Origin of the sequence: Sphingomonas sp. NIC1 (genome assembly GCF_001638925.1) — a bacterium.
GTDB classification, from domain to species: domain Bacteria; phylum Pseudomonadota; class Alphaproteobacteria; order Sphingomonadales; family Sphingomonadaceae; genus Sphingomonas; species Sphingomonas aquatilis.
Genome location: NZ_CP015521.1, coordinates 456,453 through 477,628 on the forward strand (window position 1 = coordinate 456,453; position 21,176 = coordinate 477,628).

General features: G+C 66.9%; 19 protein-coding genes. 11 read left to right on the forward strand and 8 right to left on the reverse strand.

Translation table 11 applies throughout. The annotated features are described in order from the left end of the window. Window positions 1–36: 36 nt before the first annotated feature. Genes A7E77_RS02350 through A7E77_RS02360 form a run of 3 tightly spaced genes read left to right on the forward strand, consistent with a single transcriptional unit; the run spans window position 37 to window position 2,398 of the window. The gene (locus tag A7E77_RS02350; RefSeq protein WP_192930006.1) at window positions 37–600 is read left to right on the forward strand and encodes a DUF1285 domain-containing protein; all 564 of its coding nucleotides are present in this window, start codon (window positions 37–39) and stop codon (window positions 598–600) included. Continuing rightward, on the forward strand, window positions 597–1,193 hold the full coding sequence (locus tag A7E77_RS02355) for a CoA pyrophosphatase (protein ID WP_063685628.1): 597 nt from the start codon (window positions 597–599) through the stop codon (window positions 1,191–1,193). Before A7E77_RS02350 ends, A7E77_RS02355 begins: the two co-directional genes overlap by 4 nt. Beyond that, the gene (locus tag A7E77_RS02360; protein ID WP_063685630.1) at window positions 1,184–2,398 is read left to right on the forward strand and encodes a CCA tRNA nucleotidyltransferase; all 1,215 of its coding nucleotides are present in this window, start codon (window positions 1,184–1,186) and stop codon (window positions 2,396–2,398) included. The genes A7E77_RS02355 and A7E77_RS02360 overlap by 10 nt, the downstream gene beginning before the upstream one ends. Here A7E77_RS02360 and A7E77_RS02365 read toward each other — a convergent pair. From A7E77_RS02365 to parC, 3 genes are all read right to left on the reverse strand, one after another. Further along, the gene (locus A7E77_RS02365; protein ID WP_017979415.1) at window positions 2,314–4,008 is read right to left on the reverse strand and encodes a putative bifunctional diguanylate cyclase/phosphodiesterase; all 1,695 of its coding nucleotides are present in this window, start codon (window positions 4,006–4,008) and stop codon (window positions 2,314–2,316) included. The two genes, A7E77_RS02360 and A7E77_RS02365, sit on opposite strands and share 85 nt — an antisense overlap. 96 nt (window positions 4,009–4,104) lie before the next feature. Then, a complete protein-coding gene (locus A7E77_RS02370; protein ID WP_063685632.1) occupies window positions 4,105–7,224 on the reverse strand; it encodes a TonB-dependent receptor domain-containing protein in 3,120 nt (1,039 codons plus the stop codon). Between the two features lie 363 nt (window positions 7,225–7,587). Then, a complete protein-coding gene (gene parC, locus A7E77_RS02375; RefSeq protein ID WP_063685634.1) occupies window positions 7,588–9,840 on the reverse strand; it encodes a DNA topoisomerase IV subunit A in 2,253 nt (750 codons plus the stop codon). Between the two features lie 90 nt (window positions 9,841–9,930). On the opposite strand from parC, the gene A7E77_RS02380 reads away from it, so the two are divergent. Together A7E77_RS02380 and kynU are read left to right on the forward strand one after the other, a co-directional pair. Then, window positions 9,931–10,776, forward strand: a complete 846-nt coding sequence (locus A7E77_RS02380; RefSeq protein ID WP_063685636.1) for an alpha/beta hydrolase — start codon at window positions 9,931–9,933, stop codon at window positions 10,774–10,776. Next, a complete protein-coding gene (gene kynU, locus A7E77_RS02385; RefSeq protein ID WP_063685638.1) occupies window positions 10,773–11,987 on the forward strand; it encodes a kynureninase in 1,215 nt (404 codons plus the stop codon). Before A7E77_RS02380 ends, kynU begins: the two co-directional genes overlap by 4 nt. A 29-nt stretch (window positions 11,988–12,016) precedes the next feature. On the opposite strand, the gene A7E77_RS02390 is transcribed toward kynU, so the two are convergent. Both A7E77_RS02390 and A7E77_RS02395 read right to left on the reverse strand, forming a co-directional pair. Next, window positions 12,017–13,756, reverse strand: coding sequence for a chloride channel protein (locus A7E77_RS02390; RefSeq protein ID WP_063685640.1), 1,740 nt, complete (start codon window positions 13,754–13,756; stop codon window positions 12,017–12,019). After that, window positions 13,756–14,466 carry a DUF2490 domain-containing protein gene (locus tag A7E77_RS02395; protein WP_063685642.1) on the reverse strand — a complete coding sequence of 237 codons (711 nt, stop codon included), beginning with the start codon at window positions 14,464–14,466 and terminating at the stop codon, window positions 13,756–13,758. Before A7E77_RS02395 ends, A7E77_RS02390 begins: the two co-directional genes overlap by 1 nt. Window positions 14,467–14,567: 101 nt before the next feature. Between A7E77_RS02395 and A7E77_RS02400 the strand changes: the two genes are divergently transcribed. From A7E77_RS02400 to purQ, 4 genes are all read left to right on the forward strand, one after another. Beyond that, the gene (locus tag A7E77_RS02400) at window positions 14,568–15,407 is read left to right on the forward strand and encodes a hypothetical protein (RefSeq protein WP_151895443.1); all 840 of its coding nucleotides are present in this window, start codon (window positions 14,568–14,570) and stop codon (window positions 15,405–15,407) included. Between the two features lie 117 nt (window positions 15,408–15,524). After that, window positions 15,525–16,304 (forward strand): phosphoribosylaminoimidazolesuccinocarboxamide synthase, encoded by a 780-nt coding sequence (purC, locus tag A7E77_RS02405; protein WP_043060658.1) that lies wholly within the window; start codon window positions 15,525–15,527, stop codon window positions 16,302–16,304. A 3-nt stretch (window positions 16,305–16,307) separates the two neighbouring features. Then, entirely contained in the window at window positions 16,308–16,538 is a 231-nt protein-coding gene (gene purS, locus A7E77_RS02410) for a phosphoribosylformylglycinamidine synthase subunit PurS (RefSeq protein WP_063685646.1), read from the forward strand. A gap of 1 nt (window position 16,539) precedes the next feature. Continuing rightward, complete coding sequence (gene purQ / locus A7E77_RS02415; RefSeq protein ID WP_063685648.1) at window positions 16,540–17,208, forward strand: phosphoribosylformylglycinamidine synthase subunit PurQ; 669 nt, start codon at window positions 16,540–16,542, stop codon at window positions 17,206–17,208. A 194-nt stretch (window positions 17,209–17,402) separates the two neighbouring features. Here purQ and A7E77_RS17215 read toward each other — a convergent pair whose 3' ends face one another. Then, window positions 17,403–17,573 carry a metallothionein gene (locus A7E77_RS17215; protein WP_017979425.1) on the reverse strand — a complete coding sequence of 57 codons (171 nt, stop codon included), beginning with the start codon at window positions 17,571–17,573 and terminating at the stop codon, window positions 17,403–17,405. 216 nt (window positions 17,574–17,789) lie between these two features. Between A7E77_RS17215 and istA the strand changes: the two genes are divergently transcribed. Together istA and istB are read left to right on the forward strand one after the other, a co-directional pair. After that, complete coding sequence (istA, locus tag A7E77_RS02425; protein ID WP_078462179.1) at window positions 17,790–19,301, forward strand: IS21 family transposase; 1,512 nt, start codon at window positions 17,790–17,792, stop codon at window positions 19,299–19,301. Further along, window positions 19,288–20,016, forward strand: a complete 729-nt coding sequence (gene istB / locus A7E77_RS02430) for an IS21-like element helper ATPase IstB (RefSeq protein WP_062127353.1) — start codon at window positions 19,288–19,290, stop codon at window positions 20,014–20,016. Before istA ends, istB begins: the two co-directional genes overlap by 14 nt. Before the next feature lie 52 nt (window positions 20,017–20,068). Here istB and A7E77_RS18180 read toward each other — a convergent pair whose 3' ends face one another. Together A7E77_RS18180 and A7E77_RS02435 are read right to left on the reverse strand one after the other, a co-directional pair. Beyond that, a complete protein-coding gene (locus A7E77_RS18180; RefSeq protein WP_318842602.1) occupies window positions 20,069–20,428 on the reverse strand; it encodes a metalloregulator ArsR/SmtB family transcription factor in 360 nt (119 codons plus the stop codon). A gap of 290 nt (window positions 20,429–20,718) precedes the next feature. Continuing rightward, window positions 20,719–21,153 (reverse strand): DUF6176 family protein, encoded by a 435-nt coding sequence (locus A7E77_RS02435; RefSeq protein WP_226341815.1) that lies wholly within the window; start codon window positions 21,151–21,153, stop codon window positions 20,719–20,721. Window positions 21,154–21,176 lie beyond the last annotated feature (23 nt).

A 21,176-nucleotide genomic window follows, 5' to 3' on the forward strand; every position in this document is an offset into this window, starting at 1 on the left:
CTTTACGTCGCGCGTGCCAGCCCCTACCTCGCCCCCATGCCGATGGAGGAGCTTCCCGATCTCGCCGGTCTCAGCCTAGCCGAGATCGCTACCCTGGTCGAACAACGGCGCCTGCCGCCGGTCGAACAGTGGAACCCCGCGCATTGCGGCGACAGCGAGATGCGCATCGCGCGCGATGGCACCTGGTTCCATCAGGGGTCGCCGATCGGCCGCCAGACCATGGTGCGCCTGTTTTCCACCATCCTGCGCCGCGAAGAGGATGGCCGCTACGTGCTCGTCACGCCGGTCGAAAAGCTCGACATCGCGGTCGAAGACGCCCCCTTCGTCGCGGTCGAGATGAAGGCCGAGGGCGAAGGGGCGGACAGTCGCCTCGCCTTCCGACTCAACACCGGCGATCTGGTGAAGGCCGGCCCGGACCATCCGCTGCGCTTCGCCACGAGTGAGGACGGCCCGCGCCCCTATCTCCACGTCCGCGGCGGGCTGGAGGCCTTGGTCGCGCGGCCAGTCTATTACGACCTCGCCGAGCGCGCGCTTGCCGATCCCGAACGCCCTGGCATCTGGAGCGATGGCGCCTTCTTCCCGCTGGACATGACCGCGTGAGCCTTGCCGCGCGGCTGGCTGCCGCCCTCGATACGGGACGGGCCGCGCAACCCGCACTGCTGACGGGCGATCATCGCGATCTCGAAACGCGCAGCGACGCCGATCTGACGCCCGCCGCGGTCCTGATCGCGGTAACCGACCGCCCCCGCCCCGGCGTGATCCTCACCCAGCGCACCGACACGCTCCGCAATCACGCAGGCCAGGTCGCCTTCCCCGGCGGCCGCCTCGATCCGGGCGAAGACCCGGTGACCGCCGCGCTGCGCGAAGCGGAAGAAGAGGTCGCGCTGCCCCGCGCCCTCGTCAACGTGATCGGCAGCATCGCGCCCTATCGCACCGTCACCGGCTTTGCCGTCACGCCGGTGCTTGGCGTCGTCCCCGCCGACGTACCGCTGGTGCCGAGCGAGGCGGAGGTCGCCAGCGTCTTCGAAGTCCCGCTCGATCATCTGCTCGACCCGGCGCAGCAGGTGGAGGCGAGCGCTGAATGGCGCGGGCAGAAGCGGCATTTCTACGAAATCCGCTGGCAGGATCGCCGGATCTGGGGCGCGACCGCAGCGATGCTGGTCAATCTGTCACGGCAACTCGCATGGGCGTGACCCTGAACCTCGACCGCCTGACGGCGCGCGAAGGCTTTGCGGCGCTGATCGAGGCGCTTGGCGGTCCGGACCAGACCCGGCTCGTCGGCGGCGTGGTGCGCGATACGTTGCTGGGGCTCGACCCCGCCGATGTCGATCTCGCGACGCGCCTGTTGCCCGACGATGTGCTCGCCCGCCTGAAAGCCGCCGGCATCCGCGCCGTCCCCACCGGCATCGCCCATGGCACCGTCACCGCCGTCCTCCCGTCCGGCCCGATCGAGGTGACGACGCTGCGTCATGACGTCAGCACCGACGGGCGCCACGCGGTCGTCGCGTTCACGGACGCGTGGGATGAGGATGCCGCACGCCGTGACTTCACGATGAACGCGCTCTACGCCGATCCCGTCACGGGCGCGGTGTACGACTCGGTCGGCGGCCTCGCCGATCTGGAGGCTCGCGTCGTGCGCTTCATCGGCGATCCCTATCGCCGGATCGCCGAGGATCATCTGCGCATCCTGCGCTTCTTTCGCTTCCACGCCCGCTTCGGCGACACGATCGACGCGGAGGGCCTTGCGGCCTGCAGCGCCCGCGCCAACGACCTGATGGCGCTGTCGCGCGAACGGATCGCGTCCGAACTGCTGAAGCTGCTCGTCGCGGCGGAGGCGGTGCGCGTCGTCACGCTCATGATCGACCACGGCATCTTTCGCGCCGTCCTGCCCGAAATCGTCGATGCCACGCCGCTTGCCGAACTGGCGGAGCGCGAGGCGGCGGCTGGCATCGCTCCGGATGCGATCCGCCGACTGGCGACGCTGATCCCGCCCGCCGCGGCGGAAAGCGTCGGCGCGCGCCTCAAGCTGTCGAACGCCGACCGCAAGCGCCTCTGCGCTGCGCCCCAGGGTCCGGGCGACGAGGGGCCGCGTGCGCTCGCCTATCGCGTCGGCATGGCGAGCGCGATCGACCGCCTGCTGCTCTCCGGCGAGGACGTGTCGGCGTTGCACGAGTGGACGCCGCCCGCTTTGCCGATCGGTGGGGGCGCGCTGGTGGCGCGGGGGCTATCGAAAGGGCCGCAGGTCGCCGCAGTCTTGCGCGCCATCGAAACGCGCTGGATCGCCGAGGGCTTTCCCCCCGCGGATCGTGTCGATCAGATCGCCGATGCAGCGGTCGAGGACGCCCTCGCCGCCCGGATCGTCGACAGCGCATCGACGGCTTCGAGCGGGCGCGCGTAAAGATAACCCTGACCAAAGGTGCAACCCAGCGCCGCGAGCGTCTGCGCCAGATCGTTGCTCTCAATGCCCTCCGCGGTCGTGCGCATGCCGAGTGCCTGCGCCAGGCTGAGCACCGCGCGCACGATCGCGATCTTGTCGCGGTCGGTCAGCATGCCCGTCACGAAGCTGCGGTCAATCTTCAAAATGTCGATCGGCAGCTTCTGGAGGTAGGCGAGATTCGAATAGCCGGTGCCGAAATCGTCCATCGCCAGCGTACACCCGAGCGATTTCAGCGCGTGCATAATCCCCGCAATACGATCGGGATCGCTGACGATCGCGCTCTCGGTCAGTTCCAGGACGAGGCGGTCGCCCGTCAGATCGTGGCGGATCAGGGCCGCTTCGACGACAGGCGCGATATCGTCGCGCTGCATCTGGATCGCCGACAGGTTGACGGCGAGGCGCATGCCGCACGATCCGCCGCATTCCTCGTCCCACCAGCGCAGCGTCCGCGCCGCTTCCTCGATCGCCCAGCGCCCCAGCGGCACGATCAGCCCCGATTCCTCGGCGACCGGGATGAAGGCACCCGGATCATGCTCGACACCGTGCGGGTCTCGCCAGCGCGCCAGCGCCTCGAACGAGACGATCGCACCGCTCGACAGGTCACAGATCGGCTGGAAGGCGAGGCGCAGCTGGCGCTCCTCGATCGCGCGACGCAGCGCGGTCTCCATCGCAAACTGCTCGCGCGCCAGCGTAAAGGCCTGGGTCTGATAGCTTTCGACCTGCAACCCCGACTTGGCGCGCTTCGCGGCGAATTGCGCGTTGCGGATCAGCTCCTCGGCATCCTCGACGCTCTCGTCGGCATGCGCGATGCCGACCGAACATTCGATGCCGATCTCGTAATCGCTCAGGCGGAACGGCGCCGTCAGCACGCGCTGGATGCGCTCGGCGAGCCAGGTCGCCTCCGCCTGATCGTCGTCGATCCCCATCAGGATCCCGAATTCGTCGCCACCGATTCGCGCCAGCACATCGCGTGCGCGCAGCGCCCCCTTGATCCGGCGCGCAACGGTAATGAGCAGCTCATCACCGGCAAGGCCGCCAAGGCACGCATTCAGCCGCCCGAATCGGTCCAGGTCGATGACCAGCACCGCGCACCGCCCCTGATCCTTCTGCGCCGTCTCGATCGCATCGCCGAAGCCTTCGCGATTGGGCAGGCCGGTCAGGCTGTCCGTGGTCATCTCGCGGCGTAGCGAGCGTTCGGTGTGGACCTGCGCCGTCAGGTCGATGAAGGAAATCTGGCATCGATCGCGCAGCGCCGGCGTCGGCCGCGCGAAGGTCACGCGATAATAGCGCGAATCGATCACCTGGCCGATCGACCAGTCGAAATCGGTGCGCATCTCGGTCGACCGAAGGAAGGCGTCGATCCGGCTCGCCAGCAGCGCGAGCATCGGCGACCGGTCCGCCACCACGCCCAGTCCCGCGAGTCGGTAGGCTCGGTTCATCGAGAGGAAGCCAAAGGCATCGCCCTCGCGCGCCACCTGCACCGCGGGGATCGGAATCAGCTCGAGATCCCGCTCGAGCATCTCCTGCGCGGCGGAAAACGGGGGCACCAGATCGGACGAGGCGGTAGCCATAGTCCCGTCCATAACCGGCGTTCGTTAAAGCGATCTGAAAGTCGGCCAGACGTTTACGCGGCCCCCGCCCGATCAGGCGAGGGCCGCGCAAGCCGTTTACAGGTGGATCGCCGCGCCGAACAGGAACGAGCGTCCCGCCAGCGCGTCATAATAGACGTTGGCCGCCGAAGACCCGCCCGTCGTTGCCGCCGCCGCATAGGGAATATTGCGATCGGTGACGTTGTTGACGTTGATGCGGAAATCGAAGCGCGGCGTGGCGTGGATCACGACGCCCGTGTTCCACATCACATAACTGCCCACCCCCATCACGTCGCGCGTTCCCGGCTGCTCGGTCGGATCGAACACCGCCGGTCCGGTGTACAGGATCTGGTTGAACCAAGACACGTTGCCGCTGTCGAGCGTCGCGTTCAGGTTGGCCCGGTCGACGAAATTGCCGAGGCCCAGCTGCCCGCGTTCGTTCTGGATACCGCTGTCGGCGCTGATGACGGCATATTGCTTGATGACGTGCTGATAGCTTGCCTGCACCGTCAGCCGACCGATCGAACCCGGCAGCGTCATCGGATAGGCCAGGGTCGCCTCGATCGCCCGGAACACCAGCGCGCCCTGGTTGACGTACGGCTCCTGCAGCGCCGTCACCTGCCCCAGATTATCCGGACCAGTGCCGCGGGTGATCAGCCCACAGTAGAAGTTGTTCGGATAGTTGGTCGAATCGTAGCACCCCTTCAGTACCGATGTCGCCGAGGAGGCGGTGATGACGTTGCGCAGATCGATGCTGATATAATCCGCCGACAGCGTCAGCCCGTGCAGGAAAGCGGGATCGAAGACGCCGCCGACGGTCCAGGACGACGACTTTTCGTTCTGCAGGTTGCGGTTGCCGATAATCGTGACCGGCACGGTCGCCGAATTGATCAGCGAGCTAAAGTTCGCCGGAACGCCCGCCGCCGCGCAATTCTTCGCCCGCACCGCCGGATTGGGTCCGGCGCTTACGTTGCTCTGATCGCACGGATCGTAGCCGCCGTCATAGGCAGGCTGGTTCGCCGCGAACAGCTCGGTGATCGACGGCGCCCGGATCGCACGGGTGTAATTGCCGCGGATCGCGAAGCCTGCCACCGGCGCCCAGCGTCCGCCCGCCGTCCAGGTGAAGGCACCACCATTGGCCGAATTGTGGACGTAGCGGCCCGCCGCATTCACTTCCAACTCATGGACCAGCGGGATATGCTGGTTCGGCCCGATCAGCGGCGCGCGCATTTCCCCGAACACCTCGTTGGTGACGTAACTGCCTTCGACACCCAGGATCGGGATCGAACGACCCAGCGCCTGCGTGTAATAGGCGTCAGGCGAGAAGCGCGAATATTCGCGCCGGTTTTCATAGCCTACCGACACGCCCAGATCGCCCCCGGGCAGCGTCGCCAGCGCCCCCGTCAGCGTCGCCAGGAAGTCGCGCTGGCTGGTGATCGATTGCGTCCGTGCCATCGTCGTCACGTAATCGCGGGCGGCCTGCGTCGGCGCTCCGTTACCGAACAGATTGAGCGGTGCGCAGGTCTGCGAGATCGTGCCGTTATATTGCGGCGTGTTGGGCGGCGCCGTGGGATCGTTGGGATCGGGATTGAACGCCGCGCAGACGATATTGCCATTGGCATCGGTGCCCACGTTCAGCGCGCGGCGCAGGTTCGGCTCGACCAGACTGGGGATCAGCGACGTGCCGCTCGTCCGCCCGTAATTGGCCGAGGCATCCCAGGTCCATTTGTGGCCCAGCGCCTGGAAGTCGCCGGTGAAGCCGCCGACGAAGCGGTACATGTCCTGCTCCAGCCGCGACACGCCGGTGACGAGGTCCGTATTCGCCCGGCCCAGATAGAAGACGTCGTTGTCGCTCGCAGGCAGGCCGTTCGCCAGCAGGTTCTGGACGATGATCGCCTTGGCCTGCGGGTTCAGGAAGGGGTTGCCCACATTCAAGATGTAGTTGCCATTGATGTCGAACGCGCCCGGTGCCGCCTGGCGGAAGAAGGCGGTGTTATAGACCGGCTGACCGGCGAGGTTGGTCGCGTTGCTGCGTGAATACCATGCCTCACCATAGGCCTTCACGGAGTCGGTCAGCTGGTAGTTGAGCAGCGCCGTCGCGTTGAAACGATTGTCGTTGACGCGCAGGTTGGTGATGTTCGCCATGTCGAGCGCATCGCCACCCAGGAACGTCGTCGGATCGGTCGTCACCTGCCCGGTGTTGAATGGCACCAGCGTGCCGTCGGGCGCGAAGCGCAGCAGGTTGCCGTTGGCGTCTGTGATGCTGCGCGTCTTCCCCAGCGTACCGCGATCGAGGAAATAGGGATTGCCGCCTGGCTCACCCAGGAAGGTGCGCACATTCTGCACGAGCACCTTCTGATACTGCGCATTCGCCAGCGGCTGTGTCGGATTGCTCGGATCGAACGGCGTAATGAAGCCCGACTGCTGGGCGATCACGCTGCGCTGGCTGCCGAGCAGGCCGTCGTCGTGATTGTATTCCGCATCGACGGTGATGTTGCCGCGACCACCCGCGAAGTTCTTGCCGACCAGCGCACGGACGCGCTGGTTGCCGAGGTCACCGCGCTGGCTGATCCCGGCCTGCCCGTCGAGGTCGATGCCCTCGTAATCGTGCTTCAGGATGATGTTGACCGTGCCGGCGATCGCGTCCGAGCCGTAGATGGGGGCGCCGCCGATCGACACGGTATCGACGCGCTCGATCAGTTTGGTCGGGATTGTATTCAGGTCGACCTGCCCGCCGCCGCCCGCCGACGAGAAGACGGTCGAGGCATTGGCACCGACGAAGCGCCGGCCGTTGACCAGCGTCAGCGTGCGCTGCGAGCCCAGGCCGTACAGGTTGACGAAGCTCTGACCGACGCCGAACCCGTTGCCTTGGTTGCCCAGCGACGAGCTGTCCGGCACCGCAAAACCCGGCAGCTGATTGATCGCATCGGCGACATTGGCATAGCCGCGATCGTCGAGCAGCTTCGAATCGATGACGTTGGTCGGCTGGGCATTGTCGATCGAGGGGCGCCGAATGCGCGATCCGGTGACGACGATGTCGTCGCTTTTCGCGCTCGAGGACGTCGGCGTCGGCGCCGCCTGCGCAGGCGTGGAGGCGGTGGCATCGGTGGTCTGAGCCAGGGCCGGCGTGGCGATCATCGCAGCAGAGATCAGGCACGCCGACAGGCTCGTGGTGGAGAGCAGGGTTTTGGTGAACACGACAGGATCCCTTTTGTTTTCCTGACGCGAGCGCTGTCACAGCGCTGTAACATCACTCAAATTACAAATTTTTCACTAGATGACGAGCAGATTACGTCAGTGTTGCAGTCCATTATTGCACCTGAAAAACCCACATACTTTCAATGTCTTACCTTGCTCGAATGGAAGTGCTATTTTTAGCACAGTCCTTTTATTTGCCGGCAAGGACAGCAGCGCTTCCGCTGTTCATCGATCATTCAGCGGGATGAGAGGGTTCGACCATCACCTCCGTCATTGCGGGCACTGCGAAGCCATCAGAGCCGGACCGGGACGCCCAAGAGGACGTCGCGCTGCTCGCAATGACGATACTAGGGAACGCCCCCGTCACCCCCCAAAGCGATTGTCGCGGGGGAAGCCGGTCGGCGGTGTCCGCCCCGCGGCACCGCGCGCGGTGCGCCACAGCGACAGGTCGCTCTCCGTCCGGGTGCGACCCGTGTCGCCGCCCATCGGCCAGCTCATGCCCTCGGCGAAGACGAAGGTCGTCGCGTCGGACAAACTGCCTTCGCGGAAGCGCTGGATCTGCACCCCCTGCCCGCGCGTCATCACCGGCAGCTCGGCGATCGGGAAGACCAGGAACTTCCGGTTGTCGCCGATCGCCGCGATGTAATCCGCGTTGGGCACCACAGGCCGCACGACAAGCAGTTTCTGCCCGACGCGCGGCGTCATCACCGTCTTGCCTTTGCGCGTCTCGGCGATCACGTCCGCCACCGGCACGCGGAAGCCGCGCCCGTCGGTCGCCGCGATCAGCAACTGTTCCTGCGCGCGCGCATTGAGGAACGCCGCCACGCCGACGGACCCGTCGAGGTCGATCATCGCGCGTACCGGCTCGCCGAAGCCGCGACCGCCCGGCAATTTGTCGGCTGCCAGCGTGTAGAACCGCCCATTCTCGGCGGCGAGCAGCAATTTGTCCGTCGTCTGCGCGTGGAAGGCGAAGGCGGGGCCGTCGCCTTCCTTGAACTTCAGCGTATCCGACGCGGCAAGGTCGACATGCCCCTTCATCGCGCGGATCCAGCCGCGCTGCGACAGGATCACGGTGATCGGCTCGCGCTCGATCATCGCTTCCAGCGGGATATCGCGTGTCGGCGCCGCTTCCTCGATCCCCGTCCGCCGCGCGCCCAGCGCCGTATCCGGGCCGTAGCGATCGCGGATCTTCTTCAGGTCGCGCTTCATCCGCCGCTTCTGCTTGGCGGGATCGGCGAGCAGCCCTTCCAGCTCGGCCCGCTCCTTGTCGAGCTTGTCGCGCTCGCCGCGGATTTCGAACTCCTCCAGCCGCCGCAAGGACCGCAGCCGCATGTTGAGGATCGCTTCGGCCTGCCGATCGGTCAGGCTGAATTCCGCGATCATCACCTGCTTCGGCTCGTCCTCGGTGCGGATGATCTCGATCACCCGGTCGAGATTGAGATAGGCGATCAGATAGCCATCGAGCAGTTCGATCCGGTCGGCGATCTTGCCGAGGCGATGCCGCGTGCGCCGGTCGAGCACGACAAACTGATGCTCCACCCACGCCTTCAGCGCCCCGCCCAGCGACATGACGCGCGGCGTCCGCTCCTTGTCGAGCACGTTGAGGTTGAGGCTGATCCGCGTTTCGAGGTCCGAAAAGCGGAACAGCCCGTCCATCAGCACCTGCGGGTCGACGGTGCGGCTACGCGGCTCGAGCACGACGCGAATCTCGGCATCCGATTCGTCGCGCACGTCGGCCAGGATAGGAAATTTCTTGTCGTTGATCAGACCCGCGATCTGTTCGATCAGCTTGCCCTTCTGCACGCCATAAGGGATCTGGCTGACGACGATCTGCCAGCCGCCGCCCTTCTCGCGCTCGATGTCCCAGCGCGCGCGGACACGGAAACTGCCGCGCCCGGTCGCATAGCTTTCCGCGATCACCGCCGCCGGATCGACGACGATGCCGCCGGTCGGAAAGTCCGGCCCCTTCACATAGTCGAGCACCGCGGCGTCCGGGCAATCGGGCTTGTCGACCAGCATCATCGCTGCGTCGAGCAATTCGGCAGCATTGTGCGGCGGAATGCTCGTCGCCATGCCGACCGCGATGCCGGCGGCGCCATTGGCGAGCAGATTGGGGAACAGGCCCGGGAACAGCTCGGGCTCCTGCTCCTCGCCATTATAGGTCGGGCGATAGGCGACGGCGTCTTCGTCCAGCCCGTCCATCAGGTCGATCGCAACCTGCGTCAGCCGCGCCTCGGTGTAGCGGTACGCGGCGGCGTTATCGCCGTCGATGTTGCCGAAATTGCCCTGCCCGTCGACCAACGGATACCGCAGCGCGAAATCCTGGGCGAGGCGGACCATCGCGTCATAGACCGACTGGTCGCCATGCGGGTGATACTTACCGATCACGTCACCGACGACGCGCGCGCATTTCTTGTAGCCTTGCGCGGGATCGAGCTTCAGCAGCCGCATCGCCCACAGTAACCGCCGATGCACCGGCTTTAGGCCGTCGCGCACGTCGGGCAGCGAGCGCGCGGTGATCGTCGACAGCGCATAGACGAGGTAGCGGTCCGACAGCGCGGTATCGAAGGGCGCGTCGAGCACGCCCACCGGAGGGTCCTGGAAATCGGTGGCCATATCGGGAACGATAGCAGGGGACGGCCCACGATCCAACCGGATCGGCAGGGCGGGTGGCGCGGAGGCAAGTGATGCGGTAGCGCCCGGTCGATGCCAGCTCCATACGATGCCGCCCTCACCTGGCCCGACCTGACCAGCCGCCCGCGCCAGACGCCTGATGCGACAATCCCTTACGGCGCGGACTCGCTGCAGGTGATCGACCTGTGGTGCCCCGCCGGCGATGGTCCCCACCCGGTCGTGCTGATGGTTCATGGCGGCTGCTGGCAGACGGAGATCGCCGACCGCCGCCTGATGGACTGGGTCGCCGCCGACCTGCGCGAGGCGGGCGTCGCGGTGTGGAACATCGATTATCGCGGCGTCGATCGCGAGGGCGGCGGCTATCCCGGCACGTTCCGCGATGTCGCCGCCGCCGCCGACCGGCTGCGCGAGGAGGCGCAGGCCCATGCGCTCGACCTCACCCGCATGATCGCGGTCGGCCATTCGGCGGGCGGACACCTCGCGCTCTGGCTCGCCGCGCGGCACCGCCTGCCCGCGGACAGCCCGCTCGCCAGCACCGATCCGCTGCCCATCGCACAGGTCATCAGCCTTGGCGGCCTGCCCGACCTCGCCGCCGTCGCCGCCAGCCCCGACAACGGCTGCGGCACCGAGGTGATCGCGCAACTGGTCGGCAACCGCCCGCACCCGTTCGCCGATACGTCGATCCCCCCGCTGCTGCCGATCGGCGTGCGGCAGATCCTCGTCAACGGGCGCGAGGACGTGATCGTCCCCTATCGCCTCGCCACCGACTATGTCGCGCAGGCGCAAGCTGCCGGCGACCCCGTCGACCTCCACACCATTCCCGACACCGGCCATGTCGCGCTCATCGCCCCCGGCACCGCCGCCTGGGCCGCCACCCGCGCGCTCATCCTCGCCGCCCTCGCAAAGGAACCCGCATGACCCGCGACCAGGCCCGCGCCCTCGACGCCGCCGATCCGCTCGCAAGCTACCGCGACGCCTTCGCGCTGCCGGAGGGCGTGATCTACCTCGATGGCAATTCGCTTGGCGTTCTGCCTCGCGCCGTCACCCCCGCGCTCGCCGACACGGTACAGCGGCAATGGGGCGAACGGCTGATCCGCAGCTGGAACGAAGGCTGGATCGACGCGCCGCAGCGCCTTGGCGGTTTGATCGCCCCGCTGATCGGTGCGCAGCCGCACGAGGTAATCGTCGGCGACACCACCTCGACCCACCTGTTCAAGGCGATCGTCGCCGCGCTGCGCCACGATCCCAAGCGCCGCACCGTGGTGAGCGAAGCCGGTAACTTCCCTACCGACCTCCATATCGCCGAAGGTGCGGCCGGCTGCGTCCCCGGCGCGCAGCTCAAGGTGGTGGCGCGCGACCAGCTTGCCGACGCGCTCAACGACGATACCGCGCTGCTCCTCCTCACCCACGTCCACTACAAGACCGCCGATCGCTTCGACCTCGAAGACTGGACCGCGCGCGCCCATGCCGCCGGCGCGCTGATGCTCTGGGACTTCAGCCACAGTGTCGGCGCCGTCCCGCTCGACGTCACCGCCGCGCATGTCGACCTCGCGGTCGGCTGCACCTACAAATATCTGAACGGCGGTCCGGGCGCCCCGGCCTTCCTCTACGTCGCCGAACGCCTTCAGGCCGCGCTCGCCAACCCGGTCAGCGGCTGGATGGGCCATGCCGAGCCCTTCGCCTTCCAGGACGCCTACCGCCCGGCCGAGGGGATGCGCCGCTGGCTGGTCGGCACGCCCTCGATCCTCGCCATGGCCAGCCTGGAGGTCGCGCTCGGCCTATGGGCCGACATCGACCAGCAGGCGGTCGCAGCGAAGAGCGCCGCGCTGTTCGACATCCTCCACGCCGCCGGCACCGCCGCAGGCCTGGAATGCGTCAGCCTTACCGACCCGGCGAAACGCGGCAGCCACATCAGCTTTCGCGCGCCCCACGCCTACGAACTGACGCAGGCGCTGATCGCCCGCGGCGTCATCGGCGACTTCCGCGCACCCGACGTGCTGCGGCTAGGCCTGACGCCGCTCTACCTCAGCCATGAGGACGTGTGGCAAGCGGGCGAGGCGATCCGACAGGTCATCGCCGACGAAAGCTGGCGCGATCCCGCCTATGCCGTCCGTAACGCCGTGACCTGACGCCCCCCCAGAGCCGTCATTCAGCCCGCTCAGTCCTCGCCGAACAGGTCGCGTTGCGCCTTGTCGAGCTCCTCGGCGTAGCGGCGGCGCACATACGGTTCGGAGAGGATGCCGAGCACCTGCGCCTCCTCGCCCACCACCGCCAGCTCGTCCGCGCCTGCCGCGTCGAACGCCGCCATCACCGCCTTGATATCCGCATCGGGCGGCAAGGCGAGGTCGCGATGGATCGCGAGACTCCCGACGGGCGCGTCGACCGCTGCCTCCTCGCCATAGGCGCGCGCGGTCTGCACGATCCCGGCGTAGCGATCGTCGGAATCGGCCAACACGACGCGACTGGTCGACCCGAGCGGAAACGTCCGCCGGAACTCGGCAACGCTGATCTCCGCCGGCGTCGCCCGCTCGACGCGCCGCATCATCCGTCCCGCGGTCAACGTTCGCATCCAGCCGACATCGCGCGCGCTCTTGATCGTCTCGCCACGCAGATGGAGCCGCCAGGTCGAGAAGGAATAGCCGAACGTTTCGCGCACGATCGTCGAGGCGACGAGCACCGCGGCCAGGCTCGCCGCGGCGAGCGGCACGTCATGCGTCGCCTCCAGCACCAGCATCGCCATCGTCATCGGCCCGCCCACCACGGCGACGGCGAGCGCTGCCATGCCGACGAGCGCGGCATTCTGCGGATCGACCACCGCCTGCCCCGCCGCGAGCGCCAGCAGCCCGGCAAACAGATGCCCCAGCAGACTGCCGAGGAACAGCGAGGCGAAGAACAAGCCGCCGCGAAAGCCGAAGCCCAGCGACACGATCGAGCCTGCGCATTTCATCACGAACACCGCCGCGATGAAGGTCAGCGGCAAACCATATTCCAGGTCGAGGTGCAGCGCGCCATGCCCCGCCGACAGCACCTGCGGCGTCAGCAGCGCGAGCGGGATCAGCAGCACGCCGCCCAGCACCGGCCGCCACGCCGACGGGATCGGCAGCCGCCGGGTCAGCGCCTCCATTTCGGCGACGCTGCGCATCAGCGCGACGCCGACCAGCGCGGCGATCGCGCCCAGCCCGGCGTAGATCAGGTAATGATGCGTCGCCACCGCCTCGCCTGCGCTGGCGCTGACCAGATAGGGTTGCGCGCCGAACGCCTGCGCCACGAGGACGCCCGACAGCGATGCCGCCGCGACCGGCGCGATGGCGGCGGGCGTATAGGCCCCGATCACGATCTCGAACGCATAGAAGGCGCCTGCCAGCGGGGCCCCGAACGCGCCGGCGATCGCGGCGCCCGTCCCCGCACCCACCAGCACGCGCAGGTCGCCGCGCCGCAACCGCAGCCGCATGCCGGCGATCGAGGCCATCACCGCGCCCAGCTGTGCATAGGCCGCCTCCAGTCCCACCGAGGCGCCGAAGCCGTTGGACAGGATCGTCTGCCCCGAGATGACGAGGCTATCGGTCAACGACATCCGCCCGCCATGCAGCGCATTCGCCTCCACGGCGTCGATCATCCGCCGGGTGCGCGCGCGCGTCATCCAGGAAAAGCCGACGAGCGCCAGGCCGCCCAGCGGCAGTGCCAACAGCGCGAGCGGCGCCAGATGCTCCGCCGCGCTCAGCCGCCCGCCGTTCGGCAGCGCGAACAGCCAATGCTGCAACGTCCGCGCGATCGCGCCCTGCACGACGCTGAGCAGCCCGGCGACGCCGCCGACCACGACCGCCAGCCCGATCAGCACCGCCTCGCTCGCGCGCGCCCGCCGCCGCACCCAGGACGACACGCTGCGCAACAGCGTCATCAGTCGTTGACGTTCGGAAAGGCGAAGCCGCGCAGATTGATCGTCAGCTGCATGGTCAGCGCATGGTCCATCTGCGCTCGCGCGTTGGTGCGTCCGGGGCGAAATTGGTTGAGGTAGCCGAGGTCCATACTCATCCGCTTGCCGATCGGCACCACGACGCCGGCGATATTGCGCATGCGTTCGTACCCGCTGCGCTGTCCCCAGCCGGTGGAATTGGGCAGGTAGAAGCTTTCGTGGCTGACGAACAGCGCCCAGCCCTTGGGGCGCAGCTTGTGATTGTAGCGCACCAGTGGCCGGATGCGGATGCCGACGCCGGGCCCGCGCGGGTTGAAGCGTTCGTCGATCCGGAACCGCGTCACGACCGGTCCGAACGTGCCCACCACCTGCTGGCGGATGCGATCCTCGTTCGCGCCGGTGTTGCCGTTATGCGCACCGACCTTGCGGTAGCCGAAGCCGAGTTCGAGCTGCTTCGTGACCTTCAGCCCCAGCAGCGCCCCGAATTCGGTCTGATACAATCCATCCTGACGATCGCTGAACCGCGCGATCTGCTCCAGCGTCCCACGCAGCTCGTCGGTCAGCGGCACGTTGGTGTTCACCTGCGTCCACAGCTGCGCGTCCTGCTGCTGCGCGGGCGCGGTGCTGGCGGCGGCCAGGCACGCACAGGCCGTCACGACATACAATGATCGGAAGCGGACGCGCTGCGGCAACATCGGCAGCGCTTAGGCGATGATGGGGCCGATGTCATGACCATCTTGACGGCAAATCCTACCAGGCAGATGGTGTATCGCATCAGAGGGGGAGGATCGCCGCTATGCGCGCATCTGGTACAGCCGTGTGTATCGCCATCGCCATGCTCGCGGGGTGCAGCAAGGCCCCGGACAATAACGACGCTCCCGCCGCGTCCGACACCGCGGGTGCCCCCGGCATCGCCGTCACCGCAGCGCCGGGTGTCGCATTCAATTATCGGTACGGCTTCCGCCTACCGCCCCGCGCCATTGCCGCCGTGCAGGAAGCGCATGCCAGCACCTGCGAGAAGCTGGGGATCGCACGCTGCCGCATCACCGGCATGGACTATCGCGTCGTCGGCGAGAACGACATTCGCGGCAGCCTGCACTTCAAGCTCGACCCCGCGATCGCCCGTGCCTTCGGCAAACGTGGCATCGACATCGTACAGGACGCGAAGGGCACGCTCGTCAGCGCCGAGATTACCGGCACCGACGCCGCCGAAGCGATCGAACGTGCCGGCGGCACCCAGGCCGAAGCCGCCGCGGCGGTCGCCCGCGCCGACGCGGCACTGGCCCGCACCGACGCCAGCGCGGAAGAACGCGCCGAGCTGCAACGCCAGCGCGCCGCCGCGGCGACCGCGGCACGCGATGCCGCCGCGACCGCTGCGGACAATCGCGCCAGCCTCGCGCGCACGCCCATGACCTTCGACTATGAATCGGGTGATGCCGTCCGCGGATTCGACACCAGCGCGCCGCTTACCAGTGCCCTCGACACCATGGTCGCGTCGGGTCAGGTCACACTCGCCGTACTGCTCGGGATCGTCGCGATCTTCGGCCCACCGGCGATCGTCTTCGTCATCGGCCTGCTGCTGTGGCGGCGGATGCGCAGGCCCGTCGCGCGCTGGCGGCGGCAGGCGGACGACTGAGGCGTCCCTTGCGCGATTGCACCTCCCGCCCCCTTCCCCTATAGGCCCGCCCATTCCGGCCCCGGCGCGCGGCTCACCCGCGCCGCCGGGGCTGCCTACTTTCAGGGGAAGTCGCGCATGGCTCGCCGCCGCCAGATCTACGAGGGCAAGGCCAAGATCCTGTACGAGGGCCCCGAGCCCGGCACGCTGATCCAGTATTTCAAGGACGATGCGACCGCGTTCAACGCCCAGAAAAAGGGCACGATCAGCGGCAAGGGCGTGCTCAACAACCGCATTTCCGAGCATGTCTTCACGCTGCTCGACGCGATCGGCGTGCCGACGCACTTCATCCGCCGCCTCAACATGCGCGAGCAGTTGATCCGTCAGGTCGAGATCGTCCCGATCGAGGTCGTCGTGCGCAACGTCGCGGCGGGCTCGCTGTCGAAGCGCCTCGGGATCGAAGAGGGCACCAAGCTGCCCCGCACGATCATCGAATATTATTACAAGGACGATGCGCTCGGCGATCCGATGATCTCCGACGAACATATCGCCGCGTTCGGCTGGGCCAGCCAGGACGAGATGCACGACATCGCCGATCTCGCGATCCGGGTGAACGACTTCCTGACCGGCCTGTTCGCCGGGATCGGCATCCGTCTGGTCGACTTCAAGCTCGAATTCGGCCGCATCTGGGACAATGACTACGGCCGCATCATCCTGGCGGACGAGATCAGCCCCGATGGTTGCCGCCTGTGGGACATGGAATCGAACGAGAAGCTCGACAAGGATCGCTTCCGCCGCGACCTGGGCGGCGAGGCAGAGGCCTATCAGGAGGTCGCGCGCCGTCTGGGCCTGATGCCCGAAGGCGAAGACAGCGCCGTGCTCGACCTCGATTCCCACCGCAAGCGCCGGGGCAAGTAACCAATGAAACTCCGCATTTTCGTGACCCTCAAGCCCGGCGTTCTCGATCCGCAGGGCCGCGCCATCCATCATGCCCTCGGGTCGCTCGGCTTCGCTGGCGTCGAGGACGTGCGCGCCGGCAAGATGTTCGAACTCGAAGTCGCCGATGCGACGACCGACGAAGCGATCGACGGCATGTGCCGCCAGCTGCTCGCCAACACCGTCATCGAGAACTTCCGGGTGGAGCGCGTTTAAGATGAAGACCGCCGTCATCGTCTTTCCGGGATCGAACTGCGACCGCGACCTCGCCGTCGCGCTGGAGGCGGTGACCGGCACCAAGCCCGCGATGGTCTGGCACGCCGACACGGCACTGCCCGACGGCGTCGGCCTGGTCGCCGTGCCGGGTGGTTTCTCCTACGGCGATTACCTGCGCTCCGGCGCGATCGCGGCACGCTCGCCGATCATGCAGGCGGTGGTCGAAGAGGCAGGCAAAGGCCTGCCCGTGCTCGGCGTGTGCAACGGCTTTCAGGTGCTGACCGAAGCCGGCCTGCTGCCCGGCGCCCTGATGCGCAACGCCGGCCTCAACTTCGTCTGTCGCGATGTCGCATTGACCGTTGAGAATGCGCAATCCGCCTTTACCAGTCGCTACGACGCGGGCGAGACGATCCGCGTCCCCGTCGCGCACCACGATGGTAATTACTTCGCCGACGCCGACACGCTCGACCGCCTCGAGGGCGAAGGCCGCGTCGCCTTCCGCTATGGCGAGTCCGTCAACGGCTCCGCGCGCAACATCGCCGGCATCCTCAACGCCGCCGGTAACGTGCTCGGCATGATGCCCCACCCCGAACGCAAGATCGAATCGGCGCACGGCGGCACCGACGGCCGCCGCCTGTTCGAAGGCGTGCTGGAAACGATCGGCGCGTAATCACGGTACGCACTCACCACCGCCCAAATGCGCACGAGCAGCGTGGTCGGGAGAGCGCTACGCTCGTAAGCCGTCCGGATTGCAGACTGTTTCCTTGAATGATCGAATTTTTGGGACTCTAACGCTGGTCCCAAGCCTGCGCCTATCAACGCAGTAAGAGGTCAAGGGGGCGGCCACCCGCCCCCTCTCCCCAATCAGCCGTGGCAGGGGCAACCGGCGTGGTCGCAGCCGGCCGACTGCGCGTGGTGGTTGGCGCAATTGTCGCTGCAATAGGCGCGGCCTTCGGCCTGCACGGCGCCTTCCGGGCTGACGATGCAAACGCAGTCCGTGCAGGCGCACTTCACCATGTCGACGTTGACGCTCATGATCCTATTCCTCGTGGATGTGGTCTTCGGGTTCCAATACGTGGTCCATCATGTTGGTGAGCATGGTGCGCACGTGGCAGTCGGGCAGATCGTAGAAGACTGTGGATCGGCGTGGAAAAGGGACCCCGTTAGCGGGGTGATCGGCGTCGAAAAGGGACCCCTCATCCTGGTGTTCTAGGCTGTTCGCTTGGCGGTGTGTCAGGCGGCGAGATCGGGATGCTGGTATTGGAGACGGTGTTGAGGATCCGGCGCGAGCACGCGTCGGGCAAGGCCATCAAGGCGATAGCGCGGGACCTGCACCTGTCGCGCAAGGTGGTGCGCAAGGCGATCCGGGCGCCGGAAGCGGACATGGGTTATCGGCGAGAGGTGCAGCCGCTGCCGAAGCTGGGGCCGTTTCAGGCGCGACTGGATGCGTTGCTGGAGGAAGATGAGGCACGGCCGCGGCGCGAGAAGCTGCGCCTCACGCGCATCCACGACCTGCTGCTACGCGAGGGGTTCGATGGCTCGTACGACGCGGTTCGCCGTTATGCGGCGCGCTGGCGGCAGGCGCAGCGTCGCGACGTGATGAATGCGCCGGCGTTCATCCCGCTGCTGTTCCGGCCGGGCGAGGCTTACCAGTTCGACTGGAGCCACGAGGACGTCGAGATCTCGGGCAAGCCGATGCGCGTGAAGGTCGCGCATGTCCGGCTGTGCGCGTCGCGGGCAATGTATGTGCGGGCCTATCCCCGCGAGACACAGGAGATGCTGTTCGACGCGCATGCACGGGCGTTTGCTTTCTTCGGAGGCGTGCCGACGCGCGGCATCTACGACAACATGAAGACGGCGGTGACGAGCGTGTTCACCGGCAAGGAGCGGGTCTTCAACCGTCGCTTCCTGGTCATGGCCAACCATTACATGGTCGAGCCGACCGCCTGCTCGCCGGCGTCGGGCTGGGAGAAAGGTCAGGTCGAGAACCAGGTGCAGACCGCACGCGGTCGCTTCTTCCAGCCGCGCCTGCGATTTACCGGCCTCGAGGAGTTGAACGGCTGGCTGGAGGCGGAGTGTCGGCGCTGGGCAGAGTTGCACCAGCATCCCGAGCAGAAGGAGCTGACAGTCGCCCAGGCATGGGCAGCAGAACGGGCGGTGCTCCAGCCTGTTGTCGCACCCTTCGACGGCTTCCACGAGAGCGAGCATGCGGTAAGCGGCACATGCCTCATCAGCTTCGACCGCAACCGCTATTCCGTTTCTGCCAGGGTGGTGCGACGTGCCGTCCAGGTCCGCGCCTATGCCGACCGCATCGTCGTGCGCTGCGACGGTGAAGTCGTCGCCGACCATCCCCGGTTCTTCGGCCGCGACCGGACCATCTACGACCCGTGGCACTATCTGCCGGTGCTGGTGACCAAGCCGGGTGCCCTGCGCAACGGCGCACCGTTCCAGGGCTGGGAGTTGCCGCCTGCGCTGGCACGACTGCGGCGCAAGCTTGGCACCGGCGACGATGCCGACCGGCGGTTCGTGCGGGTGCTGGCAGCGGTGCTCGACGACGGGCTGGAGGCGGTAGAAGTGGCCGTGCGCGAAGCATTGCTGGCCGGCGTCGCCAGCGACGACGTCATCGTCAACATCCTGGCCCGCCGGCGCGAACCGCCGCGACCGCTGACTATTGTCACGCCAGAAGATCTGGCGCTGCGCCATCCGCCCCGTGCCGACTGCAACCGCTATGACAGCCTGCGAGGTCTCCATGCAGCGGCATGAGATGATGACGGCCATGGCCGAGTTGGGGCTGAAGGGCATGGCTGGCGCCTTCGACGAGGCGGTCACTACCGGTCTCCAGCGCAAGCGCACGACCATGGAGGTCCTGACCGACCTGCTGCGTGCCGAGGCGACGCACCGCCATGCAGCCTCGGTCCGTTACCGGATGTCGGCCGCCAGGTTACCCGCGGTGAAGGACCTCGACGCCTTCGTCTTCGGCGACACTCCCATCAACGAGGGACTGGTGCGCTCGCTGTACAGCGGCTCGTTTCTTCCGGGCCAACGCAACGTCGTGCTGGTCGGTGGAACGGGTACCGGCAAGACGCATCTCGCCACCGCCATCACTGCCAATGTGGTACGAGCCGGCGCCCGCGGACGCTACTTCAACACAGTGGACCTGGTGAACCGGCTCGAGGAGGAAACGCGCCTCGGCAAGGCCGGCACGCTGGCGGCCCAGCTTTCGCGCCTCGATCTCGTGGTGCTCGACGAGCTTGGCTACCTGCCGTTTGCACGCTCGGGCGGTCAACTGCTCTTCCACCTCGTCAGCAAGCTCTACGAGAAGACCTCGGTCATCGTCACCACCAACCTGGCCTTTGGTGAGTGGCCGACCGTCTTTGGCGACCCCAAGATGACCACCGCGCTGCTCGACCGCATTACCCACCATTGCGACATCGTCGAAACCGGCAACGACAGCTGGCGCTTCAAACATCGAAGCTGAAGCCTGGGGCACCGGCAGAGAACGCTTCGTGCTGGTTGCGCCTCCGGTCGGGCTACGCCCGCCCTACGCCGCAACCAGCACGAACAGTGCGCCCGTCATACCCGTTACGCTGCTCGACGAAGGGGGTCCCTTTTGCACGCCGATAGGGGGTCCTTTTTGGACGCCGATTGACAAAGACGTTTCGCCCGCTACGCTCCTGCTTCAGCAAGCGCCCTGCGCGCAGCAGCCGAAGATGCTGCGACACCAGGCTTTGACTGATGCCGACCTCTGCCGTCAGATCGCCGACCGTACGCGGCCCGTCGAGGCAAGCCGCGACCAGCCGCAGCCGGTTCGGTTCGCCCAACAGTCGGAACAATTCGGCTAGCTGTGTGCTCTCGTCCGCTGTCATACATCCTTCAACACATGAACACATCCTAATATGTTCATGTGTTGATCTATGTCAAGCCTCAAAGGGGGATGGTCGCAACGTCTGGCGGGAATTTTGGCTGGGCCAGCCGCAGCTAAGGCCGCATCGAGCAGCATGCCGACGGTTCGGTGCAACACGCAATCGGGCACAAACGGCGCAACATCCGGGGGATCGTGACGGTGGGCGACGATGGACGACATCGGCGGACGCCTGCCCGCGTGCGCCTCGTTAATCAGGGATCGAGAGCGAACGGGATCGGCGCCCGCCTCTATCAACTCCGCCGGCAACACTCCGCATCACCGCTCTTCGCGCTGCTCGGCCGCGACCGCGCGGACGATGAAGTCAGGCACCAGCACGTTCTCGGTCTGCAACCGCGCATGCGACCCCTTGATGAGCACGGCGTCCATGTAGGCAATGTGACGGCGATCGAGCTCATGATCGGAACTCTCGACCGGCTTGCCACCGGCCCCTTTCACCTCCAGCCAATATAGACGGCGCGGCTCGTCCGGCGCGGTGAACATCGCCTCGAAATAGGTCCGCTCGCGCCCCAGTGTCGCCACCGCCTCGCGGTGATGACTGCGCAGATAGTCGATCCACTCTCGGAAGGTGGCTTCGCTTCCCGGCTTGCGGTCGAAACGGTGCAGCGTCACCTCAACCGGGCGCAACGGTTCCGGCGGCGACTGCGACACTGTCGCGCCGAGGCAGAAGGTAACGCCGATGCCCGCGACCATGCCGAGTGCAAAGGAACGATAGC